This window comes from Corynebacterium sp. p3-SID1761, from assembly GCF_055862885.1.
The window spans coordinates 33,564-58,832 of the sequence record NZ_JBSQBJ010000002.1 but is presented as its reverse complement, the minus strand read 5'-3'; the positions used below and the strand labels follow the sequence as shown (position 1 = coordinate 58,832).

General features: G+C 59.4%; 22 protein-coding genes. 15 read left to right on the top strand and 7 right to left on the bottom strand.

What is annotated here, in order from left to right; all coding sequences use genetic code 11:
* Positions 1-21: 21 nt before the first annotated feature.
* On the bottom strand, positions 22-366 hold the full coding sequence (locus tag ACWXWJ_RS02155) for a HesB/IscA family protein (RefSeq protein WP_293791760.1): 345 nt from the start codon (positions 364-366) through the stop codon (positions 22-24).
* Positions 367-571: 205 nt separating this feature from the next.
* Between ACWXWJ_RS02155 and ACWXWJ_RS02150 the strand changes: the two genes are divergently transcribed.
* Positions 572-1,297, top strand: coding sequence for a DUF3043 domain-containing protein (locus tag ACWXWJ_RS02150; protein ID WP_473963413.1), 726 nt, complete (start codon positions 572-574; stop codon positions 1,295-1,297).
* A 21-nt stretch (positions 1,298-1,318) separates the two neighbouring features.
* Positions 1,319-2,323: a nicotinate-nucleotide--dimethylbenzimidazole phosphoribosyltransferase gene (locus tag ACWXWJ_RS02145; RefSeq protein ID WP_473963412.1), complete on the top strand. Its 1,005-nt coding sequence runs from the start codon at positions 1,319-1,321 to the stop codon at positions 2,321-2,323.
* Here ACWXWJ_RS02145 and ACWXWJ_RS02140 read toward each other — a convergent pair.
* Positions 2,290-3,468 carry a branched-chain amino acid aminotransferase gene (locus tag ACWXWJ_RS02140; protein ID WP_473963411.1) on the bottom strand — a complete coding sequence of 393 codons (1,179 nt, stop codon included), beginning with the start codon at positions 3,466-3,468 and terminating at the stop codon, positions 2,290-2,292. The two genes, ACWXWJ_RS02145 and ACWXWJ_RS02140, sit on opposite strands and share 34 nt — an antisense overlap.
* Positions 3,469-3,692: 224 nt before the next feature.
* Here ACWXWJ_RS02140 and ACWXWJ_RS02135 point away from each other — a divergent pair, with 224 nt between their 5' ends.
* Complete coding sequence (locus ACWXWJ_RS02135; RefSeq protein WP_448307183.1) at positions 3,693-5,393, top strand: leucyl aminopeptidase; 1,701 nt, start codon at positions 3,693-3,695, stop codon at positions 5,391-5,393.
* A gap of 21 nt (positions 5,394-5,414) precedes the next feature.
* Here ACWXWJ_RS02135 and ACWXWJ_RS02130 read toward each other — a convergent pair whose 3' ends face one another.
* Positions 5,415-5,813 carry an oxidoreductase gene (locus ACWXWJ_RS02130; RefSeq protein ID WP_293791766.1) on the bottom strand — a complete coding sequence of 133 codons (399 nt, stop codon included), beginning with the start codon at positions 5,811-5,813 and terminating at the stop codon, positions 5,415-5,417.
* Between the two features lie 183 nt (positions 5,814-5,996).
* On the opposite strand from ACWXWJ_RS02130, the gene sucB reads away from it, so the two are divergent.
* The 4 genes from sucB to ACWXWJ_RS02110 all read left to right on the top strand — a co-directional run bounded on the left by sucB (position 5,997) and on the right by ACWXWJ_RS02110 (position 11,451).
* Positions 5,997-8,177, top strand: a complete 2,181-nt coding sequence (gene sucB, locus ACWXWJ_RS02125; RefSeq protein WP_473963410.1) for a 2-oxoglutarate dehydrogenase, E2 component, dihydrolipoamide succinyltransferase — start codon at positions 5,997-5,999, stop codon at positions 8,175-8,177.
* A 502-nt stretch (positions 8,178-8,679) separates the two neighbouring features.
* Positions 8,680-9,501, top strand: a complete 822-nt coding sequence (lipB, locus tag ACWXWJ_RS02120) for a lipoyl(octanoyl) transferase LipB (protein WP_473963409.1) — start codon at positions 8,680-8,682, stop codon at positions 9,499-9,501.
* Positions 9,502-9,526: 25 nt separating this feature from the next.
* Positions 9,527-10,576 (top strand): lipoyl synthase, encoded by a 1,050-nt coding sequence (gene lipA / locus ACWXWJ_RS02115; protein ID WP_287862452.1) that lies wholly within the window; start codon positions 9,527-9,529, stop codon positions 10,574-10,576.
* A 95-nt stretch (positions 10,577-10,671) separates the two neighbouring features.
* Positions 10,672-11,451 (top strand): DUF4191 domain-containing protein, encoded by a 780-nt coding sequence (locus ACWXWJ_RS02110; RefSeq protein ID WP_473963408.1) that lies wholly within the window; start codon positions 10,672-10,674, stop codon positions 11,449-11,451.
* A 3-nt stretch (positions 11,452-11,454) separates the two neighbouring features.
* On the opposite strand, the gene ACWXWJ_RS02105 is transcribed toward ACWXWJ_RS02110, so the two are convergent.
* Positions 11,455-11,931, bottom strand: a complete 477-nt coding sequence (locus ACWXWJ_RS02105) for an RDD family protein (protein ID WP_473963407.1) — start codon at positions 11,929-11,931, stop codon at positions 11,455-11,457.
* A 154-nt stretch (positions 11,932-12,085) separates the two neighbouring features.
* Between ACWXWJ_RS02105 and glnA the strand changes: the two genes are divergently transcribed.
* A complete protein-coding gene (gene glnA, locus ACWXWJ_RS02100; protein WP_473963406.1) occupies positions 12,086-13,522 on the top strand; it encodes a type I glutamate--ammonia ligase in 1,437 nt (478 codons plus the stop codon).
* Between the two features lie 119 nt (positions 13,523-13,641).
* Here the strand turns inward: glnA and ACWXWJ_RS02095 are convergent, their stop codons facing one another.
* On the bottom strand, positions 13,642-14,217 hold the full coding sequence (locus tag ACWXWJ_RS02095) for a TetR/AcrR family transcriptional regulator (protein ID WP_473963405.1): 576 nt from the start codon (positions 14,215-14,217) through the stop codon (positions 13,642-13,644).
* 90 nt (positions 14,218-14,307) lie between these two features.
* On the opposite strand from ACWXWJ_RS02095, the gene ACWXWJ_RS02090 reads away from it, so the two are divergent.
* The 7 genes from ACWXWJ_RS02090 (at position 14,308) to ACWXWJ_RS02060 (ending at position 23,362) form a co-directional block, all read left to right on the top strand.
* Positions 14,308-15,318: an ABC transporter permease gene (locus ACWXWJ_RS02090; protein ID WP_473963404.1), complete on the top strand. Its 1,011-nt coding sequence runs from the start codon at positions 14,308-14,310 to the stop codon at positions 15,316-15,318.
* Positions 15,319-15,723: 405 nt separating this feature from the next.
* Positions 15,724-17,811, top strand: a complete 2,088-nt coding sequence (locus tag ACWXWJ_RS02085) for a GmrSD restriction endonuclease domain-containing protein (protein ID WP_473963403.1) — start codon at positions 15,724-15,726, stop codon at positions 17,809-17,811.
* Between the two features lie 532 nt (positions 17,812-18,343).
* Complete coding sequence (locus tag ACWXWJ_RS02080) at positions 18,344-18,709, top strand: helix-turn-helix domain-containing protein (RefSeq protein WP_473963402.1); 366 nt, start codon at positions 18,344-18,346, stop codon at positions 18,707-18,709.
* The gene (locus ACWXWJ_RS02075; protein ID WP_473963401.1) at positions 18,702-19,472 is read left to right on the top strand and encodes an ImmA/IrrE family metallo-endopeptidase; all 771 of its coding nucleotides are present in this window, start codon (positions 18,702-18,704) and stop codon (positions 19,470-19,472) included. Before ACWXWJ_RS02080 ends, ACWXWJ_RS02075 begins: the two co-directional genes overlap by 8 nt.
* 219 nt (positions 19,473-19,691) lie before the next feature.
* A complete protein-coding gene (locus ACWXWJ_RS02070; RefSeq protein ID WP_293791774.1) occupies positions 19,692-20,186 on the top strand; it encodes a VIT1/CCC1 transporter family protein in 495 nt (164 codons plus the stop codon).
* A gap of 171 nt (positions 20,187-20,357) precedes the next feature.
* Positions 20,358-21,230, top strand: coding sequence for an ATP-binding cassette domain-containing protein (locus tag ACWXWJ_RS02065; protein ID WP_293791775.1), 873 nt, complete (start codon positions 20,358-20,360; stop codon positions 21,228-21,230).
* Complete coding sequence (locus ACWXWJ_RS02060; RefSeq protein ID WP_473963400.1) at positions 21,230-23,362, top strand: YhgE/Pip family protein; 2,133 nt, start codon at positions 21,230-21,232, stop codon at positions 23,360-23,362. Before ACWXWJ_RS02065 ends, ACWXWJ_RS02060 begins: the two co-directional genes overlap by 1 nt.
* Here the strand turns inward: ACWXWJ_RS02060 and ACWXWJ_RS02055 are convergent.
* Both ACWXWJ_RS02055 and ACWXWJ_RS02050 read right to left on the bottom strand, forming a co-directional pair.
* Positions 23,359-23,994, bottom strand: a complete 636-nt coding sequence (locus ACWXWJ_RS02055) for a DUF421 domain-containing protein (RefSeq protein ID WP_473963399.1) — start codon at positions 23,992-23,994, stop codon at positions 23,359-23,361. The genes ACWXWJ_RS02060 and ACWXWJ_RS02055 overlap by 4 nt on opposite strands.
* Positions 23,995-24,005: 11 nt before the next feature.
* Positions 24,006-25,235 (bottom strand): YkvI family membrane protein, encoded by a 1,230-nt coding sequence (locus ACWXWJ_RS02050; protein ID WP_473963398.1) that lies wholly within the window; start codon positions 25,233-25,235, stop codon positions 24,006-24,008.
* Positions 25,236-25,269: the final 34 nt, after the last annotated feature.

The window sequence follows — 25,269 nt, the reverse complement described above, 5'->3', positions numbered from 1 at the left end:
GCTAGCTGATTAACTAGCTGCTTAGCTGAAGGAATCACCACAGGCACAGGAACCGGTGGCATTCGGGTTATCGATGGTGAAGCCCTGAGACTCGATGGTATCCGCAAAATCGATCTTCGCGCCCACCAGGTACGGGGAAGACATGCGGTCTACGACCAGATTCACGCCGTCGTACTCGTCAACCAGATCGCCATCCAGGGAACGATCATCGAAAAACAACTGGTAACGCAGGCCGGCGCAGCCACCTGGCTGCACTGCGATACGCAGGGAAAGATCGTCGCGGCCCTCCTGTGCCAGCAGTGCGCTGGCCTTCTGCTGAGCGGCCTCGGTCAGCTCCACACCGGTGACCTTCTCCGGAGCAGTCATGTTGGTCCTCCTCATTCAACAAAAATGGCTTTACTCACAAGCCTTTGTTCACAAGCTACGCTTCATTGTTTCACAACGCCACTGCCCGTCCGCTTTATTCCCATGTTTGTTTCCTTCTTTATTGCAGTCTTAATTGCAGTAACTCCGCCACTGGGTTTTGGGTTTTGTTCCTCTGTGCTCCTGATCTAGCCTGTTACATGTGAAAATGCCATGGACAAAGCAGGAAAAGGCCACCACAACGGCTGACGTAGTTAGCGACGCAGACGAGGGCGTCGCAGAGACAAAAGCAGAGACAAAGGGCGCGGCAGAGTCTCAGGAAAAGACCTCCAAGGCATATACGCCGAAGAAGGGCAAAGCGACCCCGAAGCGCAACGACCAGGAGCGCAAGCACGGCGTACGCCGTAGTGCCTACTCCGCCCCCAAAACGCCGGGCGAGGCTCGTAAGCAGCGCAAAGAGCTCAAGGCCTCCATGTCCAAGGAAGAGTACAAGGCCATGAAGCAGCGCCAGCGGGACGAGGCGAACCGCGAACGCCGCCGCGCCAACGAGCGCATGATGGCTGGCGACGAGGACTACATGATGGATCGCGACAAGGGTCCGGAAAAGCGCTTTGTCCGCGATTGGGTCGATTCCCACCGTTACTTGATGAACTTTTTCCTGCCGATGGCTGTGTTCGTTATCGCCATCATGATCTTTGGCATGTCCAACCCGAACGTGGCCAACTTGGCTTCCCTGGTGATGATGGTCGTGTTCCTCATCATGCTCGCCGAAGGGTTGTGGCTCGGTCGCCGCGTTAACCGTGAAGTCAACGAGCGCTTCCCGGATAACCCACACGGCAAGTTCTCGCTGGGCATGTACGCCTTTACCCGCGCTGCTATGATCCGCCGCCTGCGCACCCCCACCCCGCAGAAGCAGGTCGGCGACAGCGTCTAGTCAGCATCTACACTTGTCCCCATGGCACCTTCGACCTCCGCTCCGACTTTCCCACCGATCGTCCCTCCGGACGAGGCAGCTCGTAGTCGTGCTGCGCAGCTCCGCACCACAGCGCCGACTGGCGCAGGAATTCCGGCTGGGTCGCTAGGGAAGCTCGAAGATATTGCGGCTTGGGTGGCGGCGTGCCAAAACACCGCTCCCGCCGCCGCGCTGGATGCTGCGCGGATGGTGCTGGTCACGGGCGATCACGGGGTGGCCGAAGCACACCCGGAGATCTCAACTCTGCCCGCTGATTTCAACTCCCAGGTGCGCGACGGCATTCTCGACGGGCAAGTTCCACTCGTGGATGCCTGCAGGTCGGCGCAGGTCGCTCTTTCTCTTATCGACGCCGCACCGGATAAGCCCTCCGGTTCCATCGATACCGTGGACGCTTTGAGCCCAGAAGAGTATGACGTTCATCTGGCGCGTGGCGTGCGGATCGCTGACGAGGAGGCTGACCAGGGCACATCGATCCTTTTGTTGGGCGATTTTGGGCGCGGGCTCACCACCGTCGCCGCCGCCGTGATCGGCAGCGTGTGCAGCGTGGAGCCGGTGAAGATCATCGGCCGCGGTTCCGGTATCAGTGATGAAGCGTGGAAGACGAAGGTCGCGGCTATCCGCGACGCAATGTTCCGCGTGCGCGATGACAAGGCTGTAGCTGCACGAGTTTTGCAGCGAATCGGTTCGGCGGATCTGGTAGTGATGGCGGGCATTTTGGCGCAATCCGCGGTCCGCCGCACGCCGGTGATTTTCGACGGCGTGGGCGCGACTGCTGCCGCTTTGTGCGCGCAGATGTTGGCGCCGGGTGCGGCTGCGTGGTGGATGGCAGCCTCACCGGGAACGGAGCCCGCTACTCTTTCCGCGCTGAATGCGCTGGGGCTGGAACCGCTACTGGACTTGAAGATCGGCGCTGGCCAGGGACTCGGCGCCGTATTGGCGCTCCCTATGGTGCGCTACGCGGTGGCTGCCTGCTCTACCAACGTGTAAAGCCAGCCGTGCTTATCGGCGACGCGGCCGTTTTGGATGCCCGTCAGCTGCTCGCGCAGGCGCATAGTCACAGGGCCGGTCTGGCCACCATTCACCTGGAACTCGCCGGACTCATCCTTGACGGTGCCGACCGGCGTGACAACCGCAGCGGTGCCGCATGCAAATGCTTCGGTCATGGCTCCGGACTTGGCAGCTTCCTTCCACTCGTCGGTGGAGATACGACGTTCCTCGACGTTGTATCCCAGGTCGCGTGCCAGCTCCAGCAGGGACAGGCGGGTAACGCCCGGGAGTAGCGAACCGGACAGTTCCGGAGTAACTAGCGTGACCCCACTGCTCCCCTGCTCGCCGTCTTCGCTACCGAAGACAAACGCCAGGTTCATGCCACCCATCTCCTCGATGTACTTGTGCTCGGTTGCGTCCAGCCACACGACCTGGTCGCAGCCTTCCTTCTGCGCGGAAGCCTGTGCCGCCAGGGATGCTGCATAGTTTCCAGCGAACTTCGCCGCACCGGTGCCACCGGGGGCGGCACGAGTGTAATCAGTGGACAGCCACACGCTGACGGGGTTGATACCACCGGAGAAGTAGGCGCCAGCCGGGGAGGCAATCACGAAATAGGTGTAGCTACTGGCCGGGTGCACGCCCAGGCCGATTTCGCGAGAGATCATGAAGGGGCGCAAGTATAGGGATTCCTCGCCGCCTCCCTGCGGAACCCAGCGCTGGTCGATCTCCACGATCTGTCGCAGGGACTCCAGGAACAGCTCTTCCGGCAGCTCCGGCATGGCCATGCGGGTAGCGGAGTTCTGGAAACGACGAGCGTTTTGCTCCGGGCGGAAGGTGACAATCTTGCCATCCTCACCGCGATAAGCCTTCAGGCCTTCAAAGATGGCCTGCCCATAGTGGAACACGCTGGATGCTGGGTCCATCTGAATCTGCTGGTAAGGCTCCACACGGGCGTTGTGCCAGCCTTCGTCGACCGTCCAGTCGATAGCAACCATGTGGTCGGTGAAGTGGTTGCCGAACCCCGGTGCGGTGAGAATCTCGGCGATTCTCTCCTCCGTTGTCGGGTTCTCGTTGCGGGTAACGGTGAACTCCACCGGAGAAGCGTTCTGCTGTGCCTGTGAGTCTGTCTTCGGAGTGCTAGTCATGCACACCAGCGTACTCCGCCCCAGTTGAAAAGTGTGAGGAAGCTAACAATTCTTTTCATTAACCCCAGGGTTTTTACACCATCAGCCGTCGCGCAACTGTTTCTGGGTATTGTGAAAACAGTGAAAAGAGACCTTGTGCAGACGCACAAGACGGCGCACAAGACAGCGCACAGAGCGACGTCCTAGACGCCGTCCAAGACTTCGAAGGAGCAGTCGAAACAGTTATGACCACCAACATCACTGGCCTTCCCTCCCGTGGCCACATCCCGCAGATGTCGCTGGTTCAAACCAATTCCACGTTGGACGATGGCGCGACCGAAACCCCCTCGGTCATCGATACGCTGGTCATCCCGGTCTTCGAAGGTGAGGCTGGTCTGGAGCTCACCGGTGCTCCTATTGACGCCCTCACGGCCGAACAGCAGCTGGAAATGTGGAAGCTACTGATCTCCGTAGGCGCAAAGGGCACGGCTGGCGAAGTCACGGTGGTTCCGAACCTGTCAGCTGCGTCGCGAACCGATGTCGTTTCCACTGGCACCCTCTCCGCACAGCTACAGGAGTCCACGCAAGATCCGCAGACCGCCGGGGGCGTCGTCGAGGCCGGCGATGGAGTGCGTGGCCCGGAGAAGATCCTGGCAATCGGTATGGGACCAGCAGATGAAGTATCCGCGGAAGACGTCCGCGTGGCCGCAGGCGTGGCGTCGCGAAACATTAAGAACCCCAGCGCCAACCCTGCTGAAGGTGCCGACGGCGCACAGGGACAGGCACGTGGTGCGCGCGTCGTAAGTGCACTAGGGCTTCTCGGCGCAGAAGCCGCTTTGGTCGGCCATGCACTGGGCGCCTACGAATACCGCGGGCTGAAGTCGGTGACATCAACCCCGGCAATTGAATCGATCGAGGTGCTAACCGCTGAGGATCCGGCAGAGCTCCTCGAGCACGCGCTGGCAACGGTGCGCGCGGTGGCACTGGCGCGCGACCTCGTGAATACTCCCTCCAACGTGCTGTACCCCGAAAGCTATGCTGCCATCATCTCCGAGGCTGTTCAGCACGCGGACATCAGCGTCGAGGTGCTAGACGACGCAGCGCTGGAAGAGCAGGGGTTCGGCGGCATTCTAGGAGTAGGTAAGGGTTCTGCCCGTGGGCCGCGCCTGGTGCGTCTGGACTACAATCCTGACAAGATCGCCGATGATTCCCCACGTGTGGCGCTGGTCGGCAAGGGCATCACCTTCGATACCGGCGGAATTTCCCTCAAGCCACCGGCAAAGATGTGGAACATGATCTCGGACATGGGCGGCTCCGCAGCAGTAGTTGCAGCAGTGATTGCCGCCGCCGAATTGAATATTCCCGTTCACGTCACCGCGACCATCCCGCTGGCAGAGAATATGCCCGGTGGAAATGCCACCCGGCCAGGCGACGTGCTTCGCCACTACGGTGGCACCACCACGGAGGTGTGGAACACCGACGCGGAAGGCCGCCTAGTACTAGCCGACGCAATCGTGCGAGCCTGCGAGGACAAGCCGGACTACCTGATTGAAACCGCCACCTTGACCGGCGCACAGATTGTGGCCTTGGGCGAACGCACGCCAGGCATTATGGGTTCTATGGATTTCCGCGACCGGGTGGCGATGGTCTCCCAGCGGGTCGGCGATGCCGGTTGGCCCATGCCCCTGCCCGCGGAGCTGGGCGAAGCGCTGAAATCTGACGTGGCAGATATCAAGAACATCTCTGGTAACCGCTGGGGTGGCATGTCCGTGGCCGGCCATTACCTAAAGAAGTTCGTCCCCGAAGGCGTGCAGTGGGTGCACATTGACGTTGCTGGCCCGGCATACAACGATGGCGCCCCCTACGGCTACACACCGAAGCGCGCCACCGGCTCTCCAGTACGCACGATCATCGCGGCACTGGAAGACATTGCGCTTAAGGGCTAGCGTTCAAGGGCTAGGCAGGGGCTAATCGCCCTCTAGCTCGCTGCGTCGCTGCTCGAATTGGGCGCGCCGTTCGCGCTGTTCCAGACGCTTCTGGATGAGCCGATCGCGCTCAATGCGATCGCGCATCCGCTGCGGATAGCCGGTCTCCTCCGCGAAATACAGCGGAATCCCCACAGCCTGGGCCACCTTATCGATTCCCTTCGGCCCGCCGATGCGGCGACGCGTCCACTCCCCTTCGCTATCGACCAGCACCACGGACATCTCGTTAACGATTGTCTCGGGTTCCACGAAGCCTTCCACGCCGCGGCGTGCCCCCGCCCATTGCTGGAGGTAACTGAGGTCCTTGGGTCGGATAGTCTCCCCCGGTGCACGCGGTGGTCTGGTGGAGCTGTTTTTGTTCCGGCCGAAAAGATTAAACACGCTTAGCGATTCTAGTTCACGGACCCAGCGGTTCCCCAAAGGTGCGCGGGGCGTGAGGTGGCGTCAACAAAGAAGGGGTGAGGGGGCAGACAACGGTGGTGGGTCAAGGCGCGTAGACTTATGTAGTATTTCAACCAAATAACCACAGCTGATTTTCGTTTAGCTTGAGGAGCTTCAAACACCATGGCGTACTCCGTCGAAATGCCCGAACTGGGCGAGTCCGTAACCGAGGGCACCGTTACTCAGTGGCTGAAGAAGGTCGGAGACAAGGTCTCCGTTGACGAGCCGTTGCTTGAGGTATCGACCGACAAGGTTGATACGGAGATCCCTTCCCCCGCGAGTGGTGTGCTGCTGAAGATTATTGCCGAGGAAGACGACACCGTGGATGTCGGTGCCGTCATCGCGGAAATCGGCGAGGAGGGCGAGGAGCCTTCTGGTTCTGACGCCGACAGCTCCAGCGACGACGATTCCAGCGACGCTGCCGAGGAGTCCGGTGCTGAGAAGTCCGACTCCGACGACTCCGAGTCCGAGTCCTCTGACGACTCTGGCGCTGAATCCGGCTCTGGCTCCGGCGCGGCCGAGGACGTCACCATGCCGGAGCTTGGCGAGTCCGTCACCGAGGGCACCATCACCCAGTGGCTGAAGAGCGTCGGCGACAAGGTTGAGGTCGACGAGCCTCTGCTGGAGGTCTCCACCGATAAGGTCGACACCGAGATCCCCTCCCCGGTCGCAGGCACCCTGGTAGAGATCCTGGCTAACGAAGACGACACTGTCGACGTCGGTGCAGTCATCGCCCGCATCGGCGACGAAAACGCTACTGCATCCAGCTCCAAGTCCGAGGACAAGAAGCAGGACGACAAGGCTGACGAAGCTAACAAGGCTGAGGAGAAGGCCGAGCCACAGGCCGAGGAGAAGAAGACTGACGAGGCTTCCGATAACTCTGGTTCCGCTTCCGGCGAGGCGGAGGACGTCACCATGCCGGAGCTCGGCGAGTCCGTCACCGAGGGCACCATCACCCAGTGGCTGAAGAAGGTCGGCGACAAGGTTGAGGTCGACGAGCCACTGCTGGAGGTCTCCACCGATAAGGTCGACACCGAGATTCCTTCCCCGGTCGCCGGCACCCTGGTGGAAATCCTGGCTAACGAAGACGACACTGTCGACGTCGGCGCAGTCATCGCCCGCATCGGCGACGAAAACGCCAGTGCATCCAGCTCCAAGTCCGAGGACAAGAAGCAGGACGACAAGTCTGACGAAGCTAACGAGACTGAGGAGAAGAAGGCCGAGAACAAGAAGGCTGAGGACAAGGCCGAGCCACAAGCCGAGGAGAAGAAGGCAGAGGCTAAGCAGGCTGAGAAGAAGGCCGAAGCTAAGTCCTCCGAGACGGATGCAAAGAAGTCGAAGCCTGCCGAGGGCAACCTCCCTTATGTCACTCCGCTGGTACGCAAGCTTGCTGAAAAGCATGGCGTCGATCTGTCTAGCGTCGAGGGAACCGGCGTCGGCGGCCGTATCCGCAAGCAGGACATCCTGGCAGCGGCGGAAGGCACCTCCGCATCTGGCTCCGCTGCATCTGATTCCTCTGCGAAGTCCGCTTCCCCAGCTGGTCCGCGTGCTTCCTCCTACAAGGTCGACCCGGCCAAGCAGGAGCTGCGTGGCACGACCAAGAAGGTCAGCCGTATCCGCGAGATCACCGCAAAGACCACCCTGGATTCCCTGCACGCTGCTGCTCAGCTGACGCAGGTTCACGAGGTCGACATGACTCACATCGCAGAACTGCGCAAGGCCAACAAGCAGGCCTTTGCAGATAAGCACGGTGTGAACCTGACCTACCTGCCGTTCTTCGCGAAGGCAGCGGTCGAGGCGCTGATCTCCCACCCGAACGTCAATGCTTCCTACAATGCAGAGACCAAGGAAATGACCTACCACGAGCGGGTGAACCTGGGTATTGCCGTGGATACGGAGGCTGGCCTGCTGAGCCCGGTTATCCACGATGCGCAGGATCTGTCCCTGCCGGAGCTGGCCAAGGCCATCGTGGACATTGCTGACCGTGCGCGCAACAAGAAGCTGAAGCCGAATGATCTGTCCGGCGGCACCTTCACCATCACCAATATCGGTTCTGAGGGAGCCCTGACCGATACTCCTATCCTGGTTCCGCCGCAGGCTGCCATGATCGGCACGGGTGCCATTGTGAAGCGTCCGGTTGTGCTGAGTGAGGATGACGGCGAAGCTATCGCCATCCGCCAGATGGTCTTCCTGCCGATGACCTACGATCACCAGGTGATTGACGGCGCCGATGCAGGTCGCTTCATGTCCACCCTGCGCGATCGCCTGGAGAACTCGGACTTCACCGAGGATCTGGAGCTCTAGGCTGTTAGCTGCTGCCCGCCATTAAGTTCCAGCTATCCTGGCAAAGCGTCGACCCCGCTTCCCGCGGGGTCGGCGTTCTGCATTGCGCGGCCTTTCCTGCCACTTCCCACCAGCCTCACCAGCCCCACCAACCTCACCAGCCTTGCCAGACAGACCCTCAGCCCGGTCACAGTAGGTGCCCAGACCCCCAAATGTCGTTAGATCGGGAATCTGTTAAAGACAACTATTCCCACTTATCCAAACGTGCAGGTCAGAGAGTTTCAGAATAATTGAATCCGGGTTCCATTTTTGCAGAATCCCGATTCAACGACATTCGTCCGTTTCTCGGCCGCAAATGACGAGCACATGGTGACCTACAAGGTGCTTAACCACTCCGACAGTGATCACTCTCCGACAATGCCCACCCTCTGACAATGCTCACCCTCAGACAGCGCTCACCACCTACGCCCTTACCAGCACCACCAGATCCAAGGCCCTTAACCGCTGGAGTACTATCGCCACCATGGGATTCCAGCAAGGTAGCATCCGCAAATCCAATGCAATCAGCAAATTCGGCGCATGTAGTCCAGCCACCACACCCGCCGCAGGCACACCAGCCACCACACCTACCGCAGGCACACCAGCCACCACACCTGGCGCAGACACGCCAACCAGCGCCCCCGCCGCAGACATCGACATCCGCGACCTCGGCACCGTCGACTACGAATCCACCTGGCACCTCCAGGCGGATCTCGCCGCTCAGCGCGCCGAGGGCAAAATCCCCGACACCATCCTTCTCCTCCAGCACCCGCCGACATACACCGCCGGCAAACGCACCCAAGATTCCGACCGACCTACCAACGGCCTACCAGTCGTTGACGTCGACCGCGGAGGACGCATCACCTGGCACGGCCCCGGCCAGCTAGTCGCCTACCCCATCATCCAACTTGCCGACCCGGTGGACGTAGTCGACTACGTTCGCCGCCTCGAACAGGCGCTAATCCAAACCTGCGAAGACCTGGGCCTCCATGGCACGGGCCGCGTTGAAGGACGTTCAGGCGTATGGCTGCCTGCGGGCGTCATCAATAACGAGCTCAAGCCCGCACGAAAGATCGCCGCAATAGGCATCCGCGTCACCCGCGGCGTGACCATGCACGGTGTATCCCTGAACTGCGACAACACCATGGAATACTACGACCACATTGTGCCCTGCGGACTGGCGGACGCAGGGGTCACGACCCTTACCGAAGAGTTGGGACGCAAGGTTAGTGTTTCTGACGCCCAGCCGCTGCTCGCCCAGCATCTCGTCGACGCGCTGAACGGCGACTTGCAGGTGGATTCCTAGATACCCCCGGCGTAGGCTAGTCGCCATGAGTGTGACCGCAGATGGACGCCGGATGCTCCGCATCGAGGCGAAGAATGCCGAAACCCCCATCGAGTCGAAGCCTCGGTGGATCCGCACGACTGCCAAGGTCGGCCCGGAGTATCGGGACATTAAAAATCGCGTGAAGGGCGCTGGCCTACACACCGTGTGCCAGGAGGCTGGCTGCCCCAACATCAACGAGTGCTGGGAAGACCGCGAGGCGACGTTCCTCATCGGTGGCGATACCTGCTCGCGACGCTGTGACTTCTGCCAGATTAAGTCTGGCCGCCCGTCCCCGCTGGATCGGGATGAACCGCGCCGCGTGGCGGAGAATGTGCGCGAGATGGGACTGCGTTACGCCACCATCACCGGCGTGACCCGCGATGATCTCGACGATGAAGGTGCATGGCTGTATGCCGAGGTCGTCAAGAAGATCCACGAGCTGAACCCCAACACGGGCGTGGAAAACCTGACGCCGGACTTCTCCAACCGCCCGGAACTGCTGAAGGTCGTTTTCGATTCTCAGCCGGAGGTGTTTGCACACAATCTGGAGACCGTCCCCCGCATCTTTAAGCGTATCCGCCCGGCCTTCAAATACGACCGCTCCCTGGAAGTCATCCAGGCAGCACACGACTACGGCCTGGTGACGAAGTCCAACCTGATCCTCGGCATGGGCGAGAAGAAGGAGGAGGTGCGCGCGGCGATCAAGGATCTGGCCGATGCCGGCACGGATATTCTGACGATCACCCAGTACCTGCGCCCGTCCTCCATGCACCACCCGATTGAGCGCTGGGTGAAGCCGGAGGAGTTCATGGAACACTCCGATGCCGCTTACGAGTTGGGCATCAAGGCCGTCATGTCCGGCCCGTTGGTGCGTTCTTCCTACCGCGCTGGCCGCCTATACGCACAGGCCAAGCAGGCGCGTGGCGAGGCTATCCCAGAGAACCTGAAGCACCTGGAGGACACCCTGGATTCCACTACCTCCCAGGAGGCCTCTACCCTCTTGGAGCGCTACGGAGCTTCGGAAGATACGCCCGTTACCGCTTCGCGCCGCTAGGCCGGCTCCTACACCAGCAGCCTGACCAAGGCTGCCAGTGAATCCACGGCGGGGCACTTTCGCCCCGCCTTTATTCATGCCTTATTGTTAAGTCCATGGCGAAGGATAAAAAGGACGTAAGAGTCAAGGAAGACAAGAAGGCCGCCAAGGCTGCAAAGAAGGAGCAGCGCAAGCAGACGCGCTCCCAGCTGTGGCAAGCCTTTAAGCTACAGAAGGGACGGGATAAGAAGCTTATCCCGTTCATGGTGTTGGCCTTCCTGATTCCCGTTGTGCTGATGCTGCTACTTAGCCTGGTGTTCGGCTGGTGGTGGCTGAACCTGATCGTAGGTATCTTCATCGGCGTCATCGCGGCAATGTGGACATTCTCCCGTCGTCTGCAAACCGGCGTGTACGACCAGATTGAGGGCGAAGCGGGAGCCGCTGCATGGGCTTTGACCAACATGCGTGATGGCGTAGGCATGAAGTGGATTACGGAGACCGGCGTGGCGTCCAACACCCACATGGACGCCGTACACCGCGTGGTAGGCACCCCCGGCGTCGTGCTGGTTGGCGAGGGCTCCCCGCACCGACTGAAGCCGATGATGGCGCAGGAGCGGAAGAAGCTCGCCCGCATCCTCGGCAAAACCCCCATTTACGACGTCATCGTCGGCAACGAAGAGGGGCAGGTGCCGGTAAAGAAGCTACAGAACCACCTGATGCGCATGCCACGCAACATCAAGAAGAATGAGGTTGACGCCCTTAACTCCAAGGTCGAGTCGATCTCGCGACTAAGCAGCCCGAATAACAACATGCCGAAGGGCCCCATGCCGAAGGGCGCAAAGATGTCCGGCATGAATCGCCGTGCCCGTCGCGCAGCGCAGCGCGGAAAGAAGTAACCCCTAGCGGGTGCGGATGACCGCGGTGCCGGTGGCGCGGTCATGCATGCCACGGCCATCGGTATCTTGAATAATCGGGGGGAACAAGAAGACCGTCAGCAGCGCGCGGACTACTGCGCGCCATAGGCCTACGCGCTGGTCGGGCTGATCAATGCGAGCCACACCGATGCCTAGGACGGCGTGCCCGGGTGACTGGGCGAACAGCCAGACGGTAAGGATGCGCCACACAATAAAGAAGATGATCGTGGCAGTAGCTGAATCGCCCAGCGCGGAAGTCATGGAGACGACAAACCACGCCAGGGCGTAGCAGGCCAGCCAGTCGATGGCCAGGGCACCGATGCGGGGGAACAAGGGGGAAAGAGAACCAGGTCCGTCCTTGGGGAGCCCGAGGCGGGCACCGGGGTATGGACTCAGTTCGGCGAGGTCTTCGTTTTCGCCTGGAACAAGGGGGCCTTCAAGCCAGCTACGCGATTCACTCATGATGGTTTAGAGCCTAGCGTCCCCCATGTTGGTGGCATAATTTTGTATATTTTTGCCTGAACCTTCGACCAGTATGCGTAGGATCGATGGTGTTGCTTTTATATATTGTCGCAACAGTTTGAGATTCCCACTGCAAGGAACGGAAGAAATTACAGTGTCATTCAAGAGTGCAGAAGAAGTCGTCAAGTACATCAAGGACAATGACGTCGAGTTCGTGGACGTTCGCTTCACCGATGTGCCCGGTATCGAGCAGCACTTCACCATCCCTGCTTCGGAATTCGACGAGGATGCGATTGAGGAGGGCCTGGCCTTCGACGGTTCGTCCATCCGTGGGTTCACGACCATTGAAGAGTCGGACATGAACCTGCTGCCGGATCTGCAGACTGCCCGGATCGATCCGTTCCGTAAGGCTAAGACGTTGAACGTGAAGTTCTTCGTCCACGATCCTTTTACCCGCGAGCCGTTCTCCCGCGACCCGCGCAACGTTGCCCGCAAGGCAGAGCAGTACCTGGCCTCCACCGGTATTGCGGATACCTGCTTCTTCGGCGCAGAGGCCGAGTTCTACCTCTTCGATTCCGTGCGCTACGAAACCGAGACGAACCGCGCGTTCTACGAGCTGGATTCCGTTGAGGGTTGGTGGAACCGTGGCGCAGAGATCAACCCGGACGGCTCCACCAACCTGGGCTACAAGACCCGCATGAAGGGCGGCTACTTCCCCGTCGCACCGTACGATCACTACCAGGACCTGCGCGACGATATGTCCCGCAACCTGGCAAACGCTGGCTTCAAGCTGGAGCGCGCGCACCACGAGGTGGGCACCGGTGGCCAGCAGGAGATCAACTACCAGTTCAATACCCTGCTGCACGCGGCGGATGACCTGCAGTCCTTCAAGTACATCATCAAGAACACCGCTTGGCAGGCCGGCAAGTCCGCGACCTTCATGCCGAAGCCGCTGGCTGGCGACAACGGTTCGGGCATGCACGCCCACCAGTCGCTGTGGAAGGACGGCGAACCGCTGTTCTACGATGAGTCCGGCTACGCTGGCCTGTCCGACATCGCCCGCTACTACATCGGCGGCATCCTGAAGCACGCTGGCGCGGTACTGGCCTTCACGAACCCGACGCTGAACTCCTACCACCGTCTGGTCCCGGGCTTCGAGGCTCCGATCAACCTGGTGTACTCGCAGCGTAACCGCTCTGCAGCGGTGCGCATCCCGATCACGGGCTCCAACGCGAAGGCAAAGCGCATCGAGTTCCGCGCTCCGGACCCGAGTGGTAACCCGTACTTCGGCTTCGCCGCCATGATGCTGGCGGGCCTGGATGGTGTGAAGAACCGCATCGAGCCGCACGCTCCGGTCGACAAGGATCTGTACGAGCTGCCGCCGGAGGAGGCTAAGGACATCCCGCAGGCTCCGACCAGCCTGGAGGCTTCCCTGAAGGCTCTGGAGGAGGACAACGAGTTCCTGACCGAGGGCGGCGTGTTCACCGACGACCTGATCGATACCTACATCGCCTACAAGTACGACAACGAGATCGCACCGGTTCGCCTGCGCCCGACGCCGCAGGAGTTCGAGATGTACTACGACTGCTAGTTGCTGATCTAGCGCGTGGCCCGGAAGCTGTTGGTAGCTTCCGGGCCTTTTGCTGTTGGTGGGCGGTTGCCCCGGGCGGGGTGGACTCCCCTCCCCCTGCGCCTGTGCTGTCGCTGCAGTTATTCGGCTGCGCGATGTGGGTCGCGTAGTCCGTTGATGAATACGTCCACGAGCCATTCTCGCGCGGCTGCAAACATCTCCTCACCCGGCGCCGGGAGCGGCCGTGAGATGGCGATGATGCCGAAGTGGAAGTTCATGACGTCGATCCCCTGCGGGAACAGCCCGTATTTTTCTGCTTGCGCAAGCAACGGGCGGTACAAGGAGCGGACCTCTTCGAAACGGAGTTCCCGTTCCTCAGAGTCGATATGTGAAACCAGCACGGGCACGATCTCTTGGCCTACTGCGGCAAAATTCATGTCCACCATCTCTTTGATCGCGGAGCGCCACGCCCCTTCAGGGTCATCGTCGAATTGTGGGACGTGGCGATCGACAAGGTCGCGCATCTTATCGATGGCGCGTTCCAGCACCGCTCGGTAGAGGTCATCGCGATCGGGAAAGTGGCGACTCGCTGTCGCTACACCGACGCCCGCTTCCTTGGCGATGGTTCTTAGCGATACGTCTGGGCCCATCTGGGCGATGAGCACACTGGCTACCTCGACGATCGCTTGGCGGTTTTCAGCAGCATATTTTCGCATATTTGAAACTCTACCGTTGACAACACAAAAAGTGGAACAGTATGATCCGAATAGACAAACCGAAACACGATGTTCCACTTAGAGGGGATCATGACAACATCGACGGCGCACCCAGACGCCACAGAAACAGGCCGTACCAGCGCATCCGATATGCGCGTGAACGGCACCATGAAGAAAACTATTGGGCTGATCCTCGGCCTTCCCATCATCATGGGTCTGATGCTCTGGGCCTTCCTGGCTCCCACCTTTGGCTCCGGACCGGACGGCGTTCCAGTTGCAGTGACGGGACCAGAGCCGGTTGTTCAAAAACTGATTTCTCAGGCAGAACAACAGGATGAGCATCCGGACTTCATCACCGTGAACTCGCAGGAAGAAGTCGAGCAGATGGTGCGTGACAGGGACGCGGTCGGTGCGATCTCCGTCGGACCGAAGGGCGCGACCGTATACACTGCATCCGGCAACGGCGCACCGTATGTGCAGATGCTCAACGGCGTGAGCCAGAAGATGCAGGCCACTGGGATGAAGGTGAACACGGAGGATCTCGCCCCCACCACGAAGGACGACCCGCAGGCCCAGGGGCTCGCACTGCTCGGCCTACCGCTGGCCTTCGGTGGCGTGATCTCGGGCATGCTCGCGACCGTTCTACTGCGCGGCCACAAGTGGTTGAAGGCTGCGGTCATCGCTGGTGTGGCGGTTCTCGGCGCTGGTGCAGCGGTGTGGATGCTGCACGGAATCTACGGCACGCTGGCTGGCAGCGTGGGCATGGAATGGCTCGCGATTGCCCTCGGGATCGCTGCGACTTCCTCGGTGACCGCGGGGCTTGGCGCACTATTGGGCGTACCGGGTGCCGGCTTGGGCGCAGTGCTGACCATCTTTGTCGCCAACCCGCTGTCCGGCCTAGCAACGGGTCCGTGGCTACTGCCTGCTGGCTGGTCCACGCTCGGCCAGCTCATGCCGATCGGTGCAACCGGCCACCTCGTGCGGTCGCTGAGCTTCTTCGACTGCGCCGGTGCGACGCGCCCGTGGATTGTCCTGTGCTGCTGGGTTGCTGCCGGCCTGATTTTGCTGGCCTTTGATCGCTCGAAAGAAGAAGCTTCCTAGCTGTCCCCCTGGTTGAGATGCATACACACCCGCCGCGCGCTGGCGGGTGTTTTCATGTGCTGGTAAGTTCGGTGCGCGTTGCAATGGTGATACGGGGCTGATCGCGTCAAAAGCATGCTGTTTCAAGCAACGGAGCGGGGCTTAGCCAGGATCGGTGGCCGGGGCTAAAGCAGGCGCGACGTGCTTTACGCCGTAGCGTGTCGTTTTTCGGACGTTTTTCGACACAGCACGGCGCAAAAGTGCGCCCCGGCCCGAAGCAGCGTGCCAATTTCGCAGGCAAAATTGCAGTGAGCTCGCACGGACTGCGGGTAGCCTGAACGAAGAAGAGCCATCGGCGGCCCGCTTAACCTCCGCATCGCTAGGTGGCCTAGCAACTAACAAAATGCCTGAAAGGGACTTTTCTTCGTGGCTTCAATCTTTAAAACGATCTCGTGGCAGGTCTCCCAGCTCGTTGCTGACATTCATTCCGGGAAGATCCAATTGCCAGATCTGCAGCGGCCTTTCGTGTGGCCATCCGCGAAGGTGCGCGACCTGTTCGATTCGATGTACCGCGGTTACCCGGTCGGAGAGCTGATGTTTTGGGACGTGGCAGCTCAGGACGAATCGCGCGCGCTCGGGGAAGGAACGCAGTTCACCGGGTCGCACCAAATTATTGATGGGCAGCAGCGACTCACCAGTTTGTACGCCGCGATCATGGGCCACGAAGTTCGGGATCACGACTACAAGAAGAAGCTCATCCGCATTGCGTTCAACCCGTTCAGCGAGAAGTTTGAGGTGCGTACACCTCCCATCACAAAGTCTCCAGAATGGATCGACGACATCTCGACCGTATTCAAGAGCCCGTTTCAGGCACGCCGGGAATTCATCAAACGCTTCGAGGCCACTGGGGCTGATTTGACGGAGGAGCAACACGAAAAGATCGAAATAGTTTTTAGCAAGCTAGTGGCATTAAACAACTACACCTTTAATGTTGTTCACCTCGATGCCAGCGCCGATAAGCGCCTCGTTGCCGATGTTTTCGTGCGCATCAACTCCGAGGGTGTTCGCCTTAAGGCCTATGACTACATCCTCACCTGGCTTAGTGTCTTTTGGCCGGAGGGCCGTGAGCAAATTGAGGCATTCGCGCGAAACTCGAGGATGTCCCCTGCTCACGCCTCTAGCGAGCTGAAGCGGCCAGTTCGCTGGACCGCGTACAACAACTACATCTCCCTAAACAACGGACTGATTACTCGCGCGATAGTGGCAATCGGTCAACGCCGTGGTCGCCTCAGCGATGCCTACTCGGCGCTTCAGGCCAAGGATCGCCACACGGGGCGTGTGGACCCCGAACGACAGGAACAGCAGCTTGAGCTATTGAAGCAGGCTCTCCCGCTGGTGACCGATGAGGTGAATTGGACGGAATTTATCCGATCGATTCAAACCGCCGGGTTCCGGTCAGGCAAGAACGTCACCTCGAGCATGAACATCATCTACGCGTACGTGATCTTCCTACTGGGCCGCACGGATTTCAATGTTGAGCTTTCTCGCCTCCGTGCGATCGTCGCCCGTTGGCTCTTCATGGCGCAGCTAACGGGGCGTTACACCGGTTCCTCCGAAACTCAGATCCAGAAGGATATTGACCTGATCGGCGGAATTGATCCCGGTAACGCCGACGGCTTTGAAGCTGCTCTTGATCGGGTTATTGCTACCGAGCTCACGGAAGACTTCTGGCGATACAACCTGCCACAACGGCTGATCACCTCCGGGTCTGCTTTGTCCCCTCACTACCAGTGCTACTTGGCTGCGTTGAACATCCTGGATGCGAAGATGTTCATGTTGAATGAGCGTGTTCGGGATTGGATGGATCCGACCCAGCCCGCGCGGAAGGGAACGGAGGGCCACCACCTCTTCCCGCGCAAGTACCAAGAGGAGGTCCTCGGCACCCGCGATTTTAAACGCATCAACCAGGCTGCAAACTTCGCCCCGACGGACTGGGCGACGAACATCAAGATTTCTGACCGGGCTCCGGCTGAGTACTGGCCGGAGCTGGTTGCACAACGTTCCCAGGGAGAGAATTGGCTCACGCTGCAAATGTACTGGCACGCGTTGCCAAAGGGCTGGGAGAACATGGCGTATGAGGATTTTTTGGAACAGCGCCGTTCACTTATCGCCGAAGTTATCCGCGACGCTTTCGGGCAGATTTCCGATGGTTCAGGGGTCCATTCGGAGCCGATGCCTGAGGTAGAGATTCCGGAAGGCCGCAGCCTGCAGGAGTTTATCGAGGCAGGTCTGCTGAAGGAAGACGATCTTCTCGATCCGGTCGACCCGGATTGGGACGTCGACGCCGTGGTTACGGCCGATGGGCAAGTGCTTATCGACGGTGTCAACACCTACGAGTCCCTCGATGCCGCCGCACGCGCACTGGGTGTCTCTAACCTCAGTGGCGAGGAGTTCTGGGCTCTGCAGGACGGTAACAGCTTGATCCCTCTCAGCAAGCTGTCCGCCACGCGTTGAACCTGAAGGCTCAGCGGGCGGGCCAGTACTAGCAGGGCCGGCACCTGCCACGACGCGCGCCACAAACCAGGGCCGGTGCCGGTAAAGGTGACCCCAGGTGGGGTGGCCCTTTTTGTGTTTGTTCGTTGGTTTGCGAGGGCTCGGTGCTGAGACTCATCGAGGCTCGGTAGCCAGGGCTGCCGCAATCGCAGCCCGCTTTGGGCCGTGGCGTGTCACTTTTCATACGTTTCGTGACACAGCACAGCCCAAAAGTGCGCATCTCAGCCCATCACCCCACGGATGACCCGTGATGAGATGCCGTAGCTAGCCCGTGCTGACGCCGGCGAGACAAAGTACCCAGGTGTCCGGGAGCCTACGACTCAACGCGCAGCGGCGCAGTAAGCACAAGCTCGCATCAGCCTCAATTGAACAGGCTCGTAGTTCCCATACCCACAGCGAGACACACGCGTAACCGTCATCCCGTCTTACGGGCGCCCGTTAGTTACTGACGCCACCACGCCTTTACAACCATGGGATTCCGCCCTAAACCTAGGTGAATCAGTTAAGAGGGGAAGTGATTCAGGTGGTGCCAGAAGATTTTGGAACACGTCTGAGGACTCTAAGAGAGCTGCGAGGATTGTCGACCCGTGAACTCTCTAGAGAGCTTGAGGGAGTGATTTCCCAATCTGGGATCTCACGCATGGAGAATGGGGCAAAACAACCAACGGTGAGCGATCTGGTGGCCCTGAGCTGGGTATTTGGAATCAGCCTGAATGAGCTAACGGATGAAATTCCACTTTCTAAGCGCGCTCAGTGGGCTGCGCGTTCTTCAAAGGAGATCGACATCTCTGAAATAAAAAGCGACCTGATGCCGTACCTCGAGCTCCGAAACACCCTGGACGAGGTGCTAGATGCCTAGTGCGTTCTCCTTTGAGCAAAATGCCTCCCCAACCAAGCAAGGCAAAAGCCTCGCTGAACAATTTCGGCACTTCTACGAGCTTGGAAACGATCCCATCGATCGCATCGAATCGTTTACCGAGCACGTAAATGCTGATCTGCTCATTCGCCCCCTCCCAACGGACGTTGAAGCAATCTCCGTCAAGGATCCACAAACGGGCAACATCGTCATCGGCGTAGGAACAAGCACCTCTCCCTATCGGCAACGTTTCACTGTAGCCCACGAGGTCGGACACATCCTGGCTGACGATATTGACCGATCTTCCGAGGTACCTCAATGCGAGCCAAACAGCCCTTCGGAGACTCGAGCCAATTCGTTTGCCCGCAACGTACTATGCCCCTTGGATGGGGTGAAGAAGATCGCTCAGAACCTCTCTCCCGCAGCCCCCGAAACACTCTCCAAGATCATTCAACACTTCCGAGTCTCCCCTTCGGTAGCTGCCATCCAGCTGAAAGAGGCTGGATTGATTAGCGAGGAAGTCTGCGACGAATTATCTAAAGAATGGTCCGCTCCTAAATTGGCTTCCCTTTACGGCTGGCGGGAGCAATACAATGCGGATGCGCTAGTTTCAGACCAGCCACGACCATCTCCGCGCCTGGTTGCCGACGCAACCAAGGGCTATCGCAAGGGCGTCGTATCTTCTTCCGCAGTCGCACTAGCCCGTGGCATTTCCTCAGAGCAGGTGAAACAAGAACTAGATGTGGCACCCGCGGACTTCAGATGAAGAAGCTTCGGACAAAGTCCGAAGTACGAAAGATCTGGGAGCAGCTCTCCGAGTTCGACACCCACGTACACTTCTCAAACACAAAACTATCTAACCCAAAAATCTACCACGATCTTTAGTTCCCCAATCCCAGCCTCACCTAATGAAAGGTACCCTGACCTGCGCAAAGGTAGCCTTCCAATGCTTGCGGCGCCTCTCCAACCCGGCAATACTTGAGTCATGAGCACTTCAGTATCTTGTCCTTGTGATCGCTACTACGACGGCAGCTGCGTGGCCGTCGACGCGTGCGAGCGCCAGACCGTCACCATTGCGACGACTGAAGTGACAACCTCTGCCGCACGCGCCAAGCACACCGGACGCGCCGTGATCGGTGGCGCCATATCCATGGCCCTGGGTGAATATGTCTCCGTCTCCTCCCAGCGCGATTCCGAGCGCACCATGGGAATGAGCCAGCTCGTTAACCCATGGTCGGCAGGCATCGCCTCCTTCATTTCCTTCATCCTGGGCGCCGCATTACCTTTTGCTGCTGCCCTCTTCGCTCCCGTCGCCGTCATCTTCGGCGTGACCCTCGTGGCTCTGGCGCTCACCGGCGCCCTGTCGGCTCACCTAAGTAACGTGCCAAAGACCCGCGCAATACTGCGCATCGTGATTGGCGGAATGCTCGCCTTGGCGGTGACCTTCGCGGTCGGCAGCATCTTCGGGGCGGCAATATAGCCAAGCGGCTACTGCCCAACACACTATAAACTAAGCGCTATACGGCAACGTATAGCGCTATTTCGCCACACCACAACGAAAATTGACGAAATCGTCAAAATCTACAAAAATACCCAGGGTGTCTGATGAAATAGACCGCGCTTCCCACTCTCCAAGAAATCAGGTAAAGCCATGTCTTCCTATGCAGTAGAAGCCCAGGATCTCGAGCTTAAAGGCGATGAGGGCAAAGTATTCGGCCCCCTTAGCTTCGCCGTGCCCAGCCAGGGGCTAACCAATCTGCTCGGCAAGGGCGGCTCCGGCCGCACGGCTCTCGCCCTGGTTCTTTCGGGTCGCATGAAGCCCACGGGCGGCTCGCTGAGTGTTCTCGGCGAATCCAAGCCTCGCCCAATTCGCTCCCGCGTCGCCATCGCCGGCGTGGAGCAAATCGACCTATTAGAGCGTTCAGTTACTGTCCAGGACATCCTCACCGAGTCCCTGTCGTGGTCAAAGCACTGGTTCATGCCAATGGGTAAGGCCACCCAGGAAGATCTGGAGCGTATCTGCTCCCACGTCTACGGCGATCGTGACCTTCCCCCGCTGGATGCCTACATCTCCCAGTTGGACAATCTCGACAAGATCATGCTTCGCATCAGCTTGGCTTTATCGCCCGCTGATAACAAGCCCGTCGAACTGCTGATCATGGACGATATTGAGCAGGTACACGAAAACGATGACCGAGCAATTCTGCTACAGGTGCTCGAACGCCTGTCAGAAGATATTCCGGTGATCGTCAACTCCGCTAACCCAATTGTTGGCCCCGTTGCACCGAACAAGGTTATTGAAATTGACGCCAACGCTGGCCACACGCACCCGATTCATACCGGACTGTGCGAATACAGTGACCCGATGGATAGTGAACCGGCCTATAGCGGTTCCCAAGACAGTCCACACGACAATTCGGAACCCAATCCGGAAAACGATCCGGAATACGATCCAGAACTAGACGACCTCGACATCCCCGAAGACACCTCCACCCACATCGCAGAGCCAAAGGAGAACCGTTAATGCTCGCCGGATTCAAACTCAACAGCGAAATCCGCAGCTTCAAGCGCAACCGGTTGACGCGAATTGCACTCGTGATCCTGGTACTCATGCCGCTGCTGTACTCCGCCCTGTACCTCTGGGCGTTTTGGAACCCTTTTGGGCACCTCAACTCGCTTCCCGTCGCCCTGGTCAACAGTGATAAGGGCGCGAATGTGAAGGGCGAGCAGCTCCGCGCCGGCGATAAGGTGATCGAGGGCTTAAAGGAAAACGATCAGATCAGTTGGATCGAAACCGACGCCGAGGATGCCCGTAAGGGCGTGGAATCCGGCGAATACTATTTCTCGCTTGAGCTACCGGAGAACTTCTCCGAAGCCGTGGCCTCCCCCACCTCTGAAACCCCGGAGAAGGCCAACCTCATCAGCACTTACAACGACGCCAATGGCTATCTGTCCACCATGATCGGCCAGAACGTCATGCGTGAGGTCATCAGTGTCGTTGGCGACAAGATCAGCGCCGAGGCCGTGGACAAGGTCTTAGTCGGCGTGGTCGACGCCGGCAGTGGCATGCAAAAGGCAGCTCTCGGCGCAGGTAAACTCGCCGACGGCACCGCTGAACTGAAGGACGGCTCCGGCAAACTCGACGACGGTGCGAACAAACTCTCCGACGGCATCTCCAAGGCCAAGGATGGCTCCGGCAAGCTGCGCAAGGGCGCGAATGAACTCGACGATGGTATTTCCAAGCTGCACGACGGTGCGGGCAAACTCTCTGACGGTACGGGCGAGCTAGCCACGAAGGTAAACGCTGCGGCAACGAAGCTCAACGGTCAAAGTGGAAAGCTAAATCAGCTGGAAACCGGCGTCGATAAGCTCGGCAACGGGGCAAGCCAGGTGAACGACGGCGTACAGAAGCTACGCAACAAGCTCGGCACCGTCACGAAGGTGCAAAGCGACCAAGCGACGAACCTGCGCAATATCTCCCGCGACCTGCGAGCCACCGGTCTGCCCTCCGCCATCAATGCAGCAAATGAACTCGACAAGGCGGCTAACTCTTTGGATACCCAGGGGCTGGGGCCGAAGTCTCAAAACGCGGCCGACCTCAAGCGTCTGGCCGATGGCTCAGCGCAGCTGTCCTACCAGCTGAATGACCCGAATGCCCCACTGCGCAAGGGGGTCGGCGAGCTTTCCGGCCTGCCGGCACAGTTCAAGCAGCTGCAAGACGGCGTAAACAAGATCGACGATGGCGCGCAGACCCTGAACACCAAGCTCGGCGATGCCTCGGACGGCGCTGGCAAGTTGAAGGATGGCATCATCCAACTCGACGACGGCAACACCAAGCTAAAGGATGGTGCCGACCAGCTCACCGACGCAACCTCCAAGGCCAAGGATGGCACCGTCAAGCTCAATAATGGCGCCACCGAGCTGCGTGACAAGCTCTCCGATGGCGCCAAGCAGGTGCCGAAGTGGAACGAGGGGCAGCGCCTCGCCACCGCATCCACCATCGGCGGACCTGTGCAGATGCAGTCCGACAACGATTCCGGCACCAACACCTTCGGCGCCGGTATGGCACCGTTCTTCTTCAGTATGGCGCTCTTCATCGGCGGCATCATGGTGTACGTCATGATTAAGCCACTGCAGGCTCGCACGGTGAACTCCGGCGTGCACTCGTGGCGCGCGGCACTCTCCGGCTTCCTGCCAACCGGCATTATCGCCGTCCTGCAGGCCTGTGTAGTCGTGGCGGTAACTATCTGGGGCGTGGGTATGGATACCGCCAACATCCCAGGGCTATTCCTCTTCGCCGCACTCGTGGCGCTCGTGTGGATGCTGATGAACCAGGCCTTTATCGCCTTCCTGGGCCCCGGGCCAGGCAGAGTGGCGGCACTGGCGGTGCTAATGCTGCAAATCGTTGCCTCGGGTGGCCTCTACCCCATCGAGACCCAGAACAAGTTCTTCCAATTCCTGCACCCATTCGATCCGATGACATACACAGTCAACGGCTTCAGGCAGCTGATCTACGGCTTCTACGATGAACGCCTACCGATCGCAGTCGGAGTGCTGATACTGGTCGGACTCGGCGCCTTCCTGGTCACCACGCTATCGGCGCGCAGCCAGCAAACGTGGACCATGAAGCGACTGCATCCAGTACTGAACGCCTAAGGTTCGCTGGGCCGAGGGGGCGTCACTACCCTTTCGGCACCCTCCACTCCCAACAACAAAGAAGGGTCGATCTCGTGACCCTCGCGCAGGGTGGAGATGGAACCATTGGACTCCAGCACCATGCAAGCGACTTCGCTTATATCCCGCACCCCAGCCTTGCGCAACGCAGTAGCGATTGCATTGTCGGTAATGTGCTGACGCTTGAGTGTCTCCTCGACCAACTCGCCGTGAGCGACCAATACCGTCGGGGGCGGGTTAATTGTGCGACGCAACCCCACAACGTCCTGCACCACCCCGAAGATGGCCTCCATGCCCATGAGGGTAAGAAGGCCAATGACGCCCGCAGCTAATGACGGCGGGTGCCCCAGCACGGCACGGCCCGCTACAGCGCCGAACATAAAAATAACGACGGCATCGAAGCCCCCTAGTGGGCTCAAAATGCGCTGCCCAAAGAGCCGCACAGCAACGAGGAAAGTGAAGTAGATGCCGATTGCGGCGACCATCACAATCGGAATACGCCACAGTTCGATGCCGAGTTGTTCCTTCAGCACCGGCCCCCATCCCTGTGGCGGGGCGAGATCCGCAGAACTGATTGCAGCCGTCACATATGCGTCACAAATCTCGCCCAACATGGATATTTAGCCTACTGGTCGATCTCGTCTTTCACCTCGTCGGTGATGGTCTTGTGCAGCGTTTTATCGTCGATATTGGATTCGCCAACCAGCTTGCGCATCTCCTGGCGATCCTTTTCCGTGTAGTCGCCATCCTTATCCTCGCGCGCGTGGGCGAGCTCGTGGATACGGTCGCGGCGCTTAGCCTCCACAAAAATGCGACGGCGGGAGCGCACCCACCACGCGATCATGATGACGATCATCGCCATACCGATGTAGCCGATCACCGGGTAGACGTACGTCATCAAAGTGTCGAAGCCTACGAAGCTGATGCCATAACCAATCAGCGTCACCACAACGAACACCGGACGGAAAGACTTGTCCGTGCTGGCCGTCAGGCGCTTACCAAGGGCATAGAACATGCCGATCGCCGTGTTGAAAATCATGAAGAAGATGATGATCGCCATGATCACGCCCAAGGTCGGGTGGATCTGATTCATCATTTCCAGCATCGGCACATCGCTACCGGACACCTTCTCAATGTTCAGGTACAGCGTGATAGTCGCGATGATCAGCATCACCGTGTACAGCGCGCCACCCATCAAGCCACCGATACCGGCTTCCTTCGGCGAAGCATAGTTACCGCCGATCACCAGAGACATCGATACACCCAGCAGTAGAGCCAGACCGTTGTAGTTCACGGCAGACAGGAACCACGGAGAAACCGGCGAGTCCTCCGCCATCGCAGCTTCGCTCAGGTGGGAAGTATCGGCGGGCATGTGCATCATCGTGTAAACGAAGGCGAACACGACAGCCACGATGATCAGCGGAGTGAGCGCTCCGATCACCTGGCTAACCTTCTCCACATCCAGCATTCCGGCTGCTAGCACCACGCCGGTCATGATCAGCGCACCCGCCCAGGCTGGCAGGCCAAATTGCTGTTCCAGGTTGGAGCCCGCACCGGCGAGCATCACGAAACCAACGGCGAAAAGGGTCAGCGTTACAGAGATATCGAGGAACCGCGACACAATCGGATGCGCCACATTGCGGAACACCATCCGGTGCTCGTCGGCCAGGAAATAACTGCCGACCTGCAGGATCACACTGCCCGCGATAGTCATGACGATGCCGGCGAGCACGGCACCCCAGATTCCGTTCATTCCGAAGGAAACGAAGTACTGGATGACTTCTTGGCCAGTAGCGAAACCCGCGCCGACGGTTAGTCCGACGAAGGCCATAGCGATGGAGAATGTTCTCTTCACGCTTCAGGAACCCCTTTACGAAGATAGTTGTATT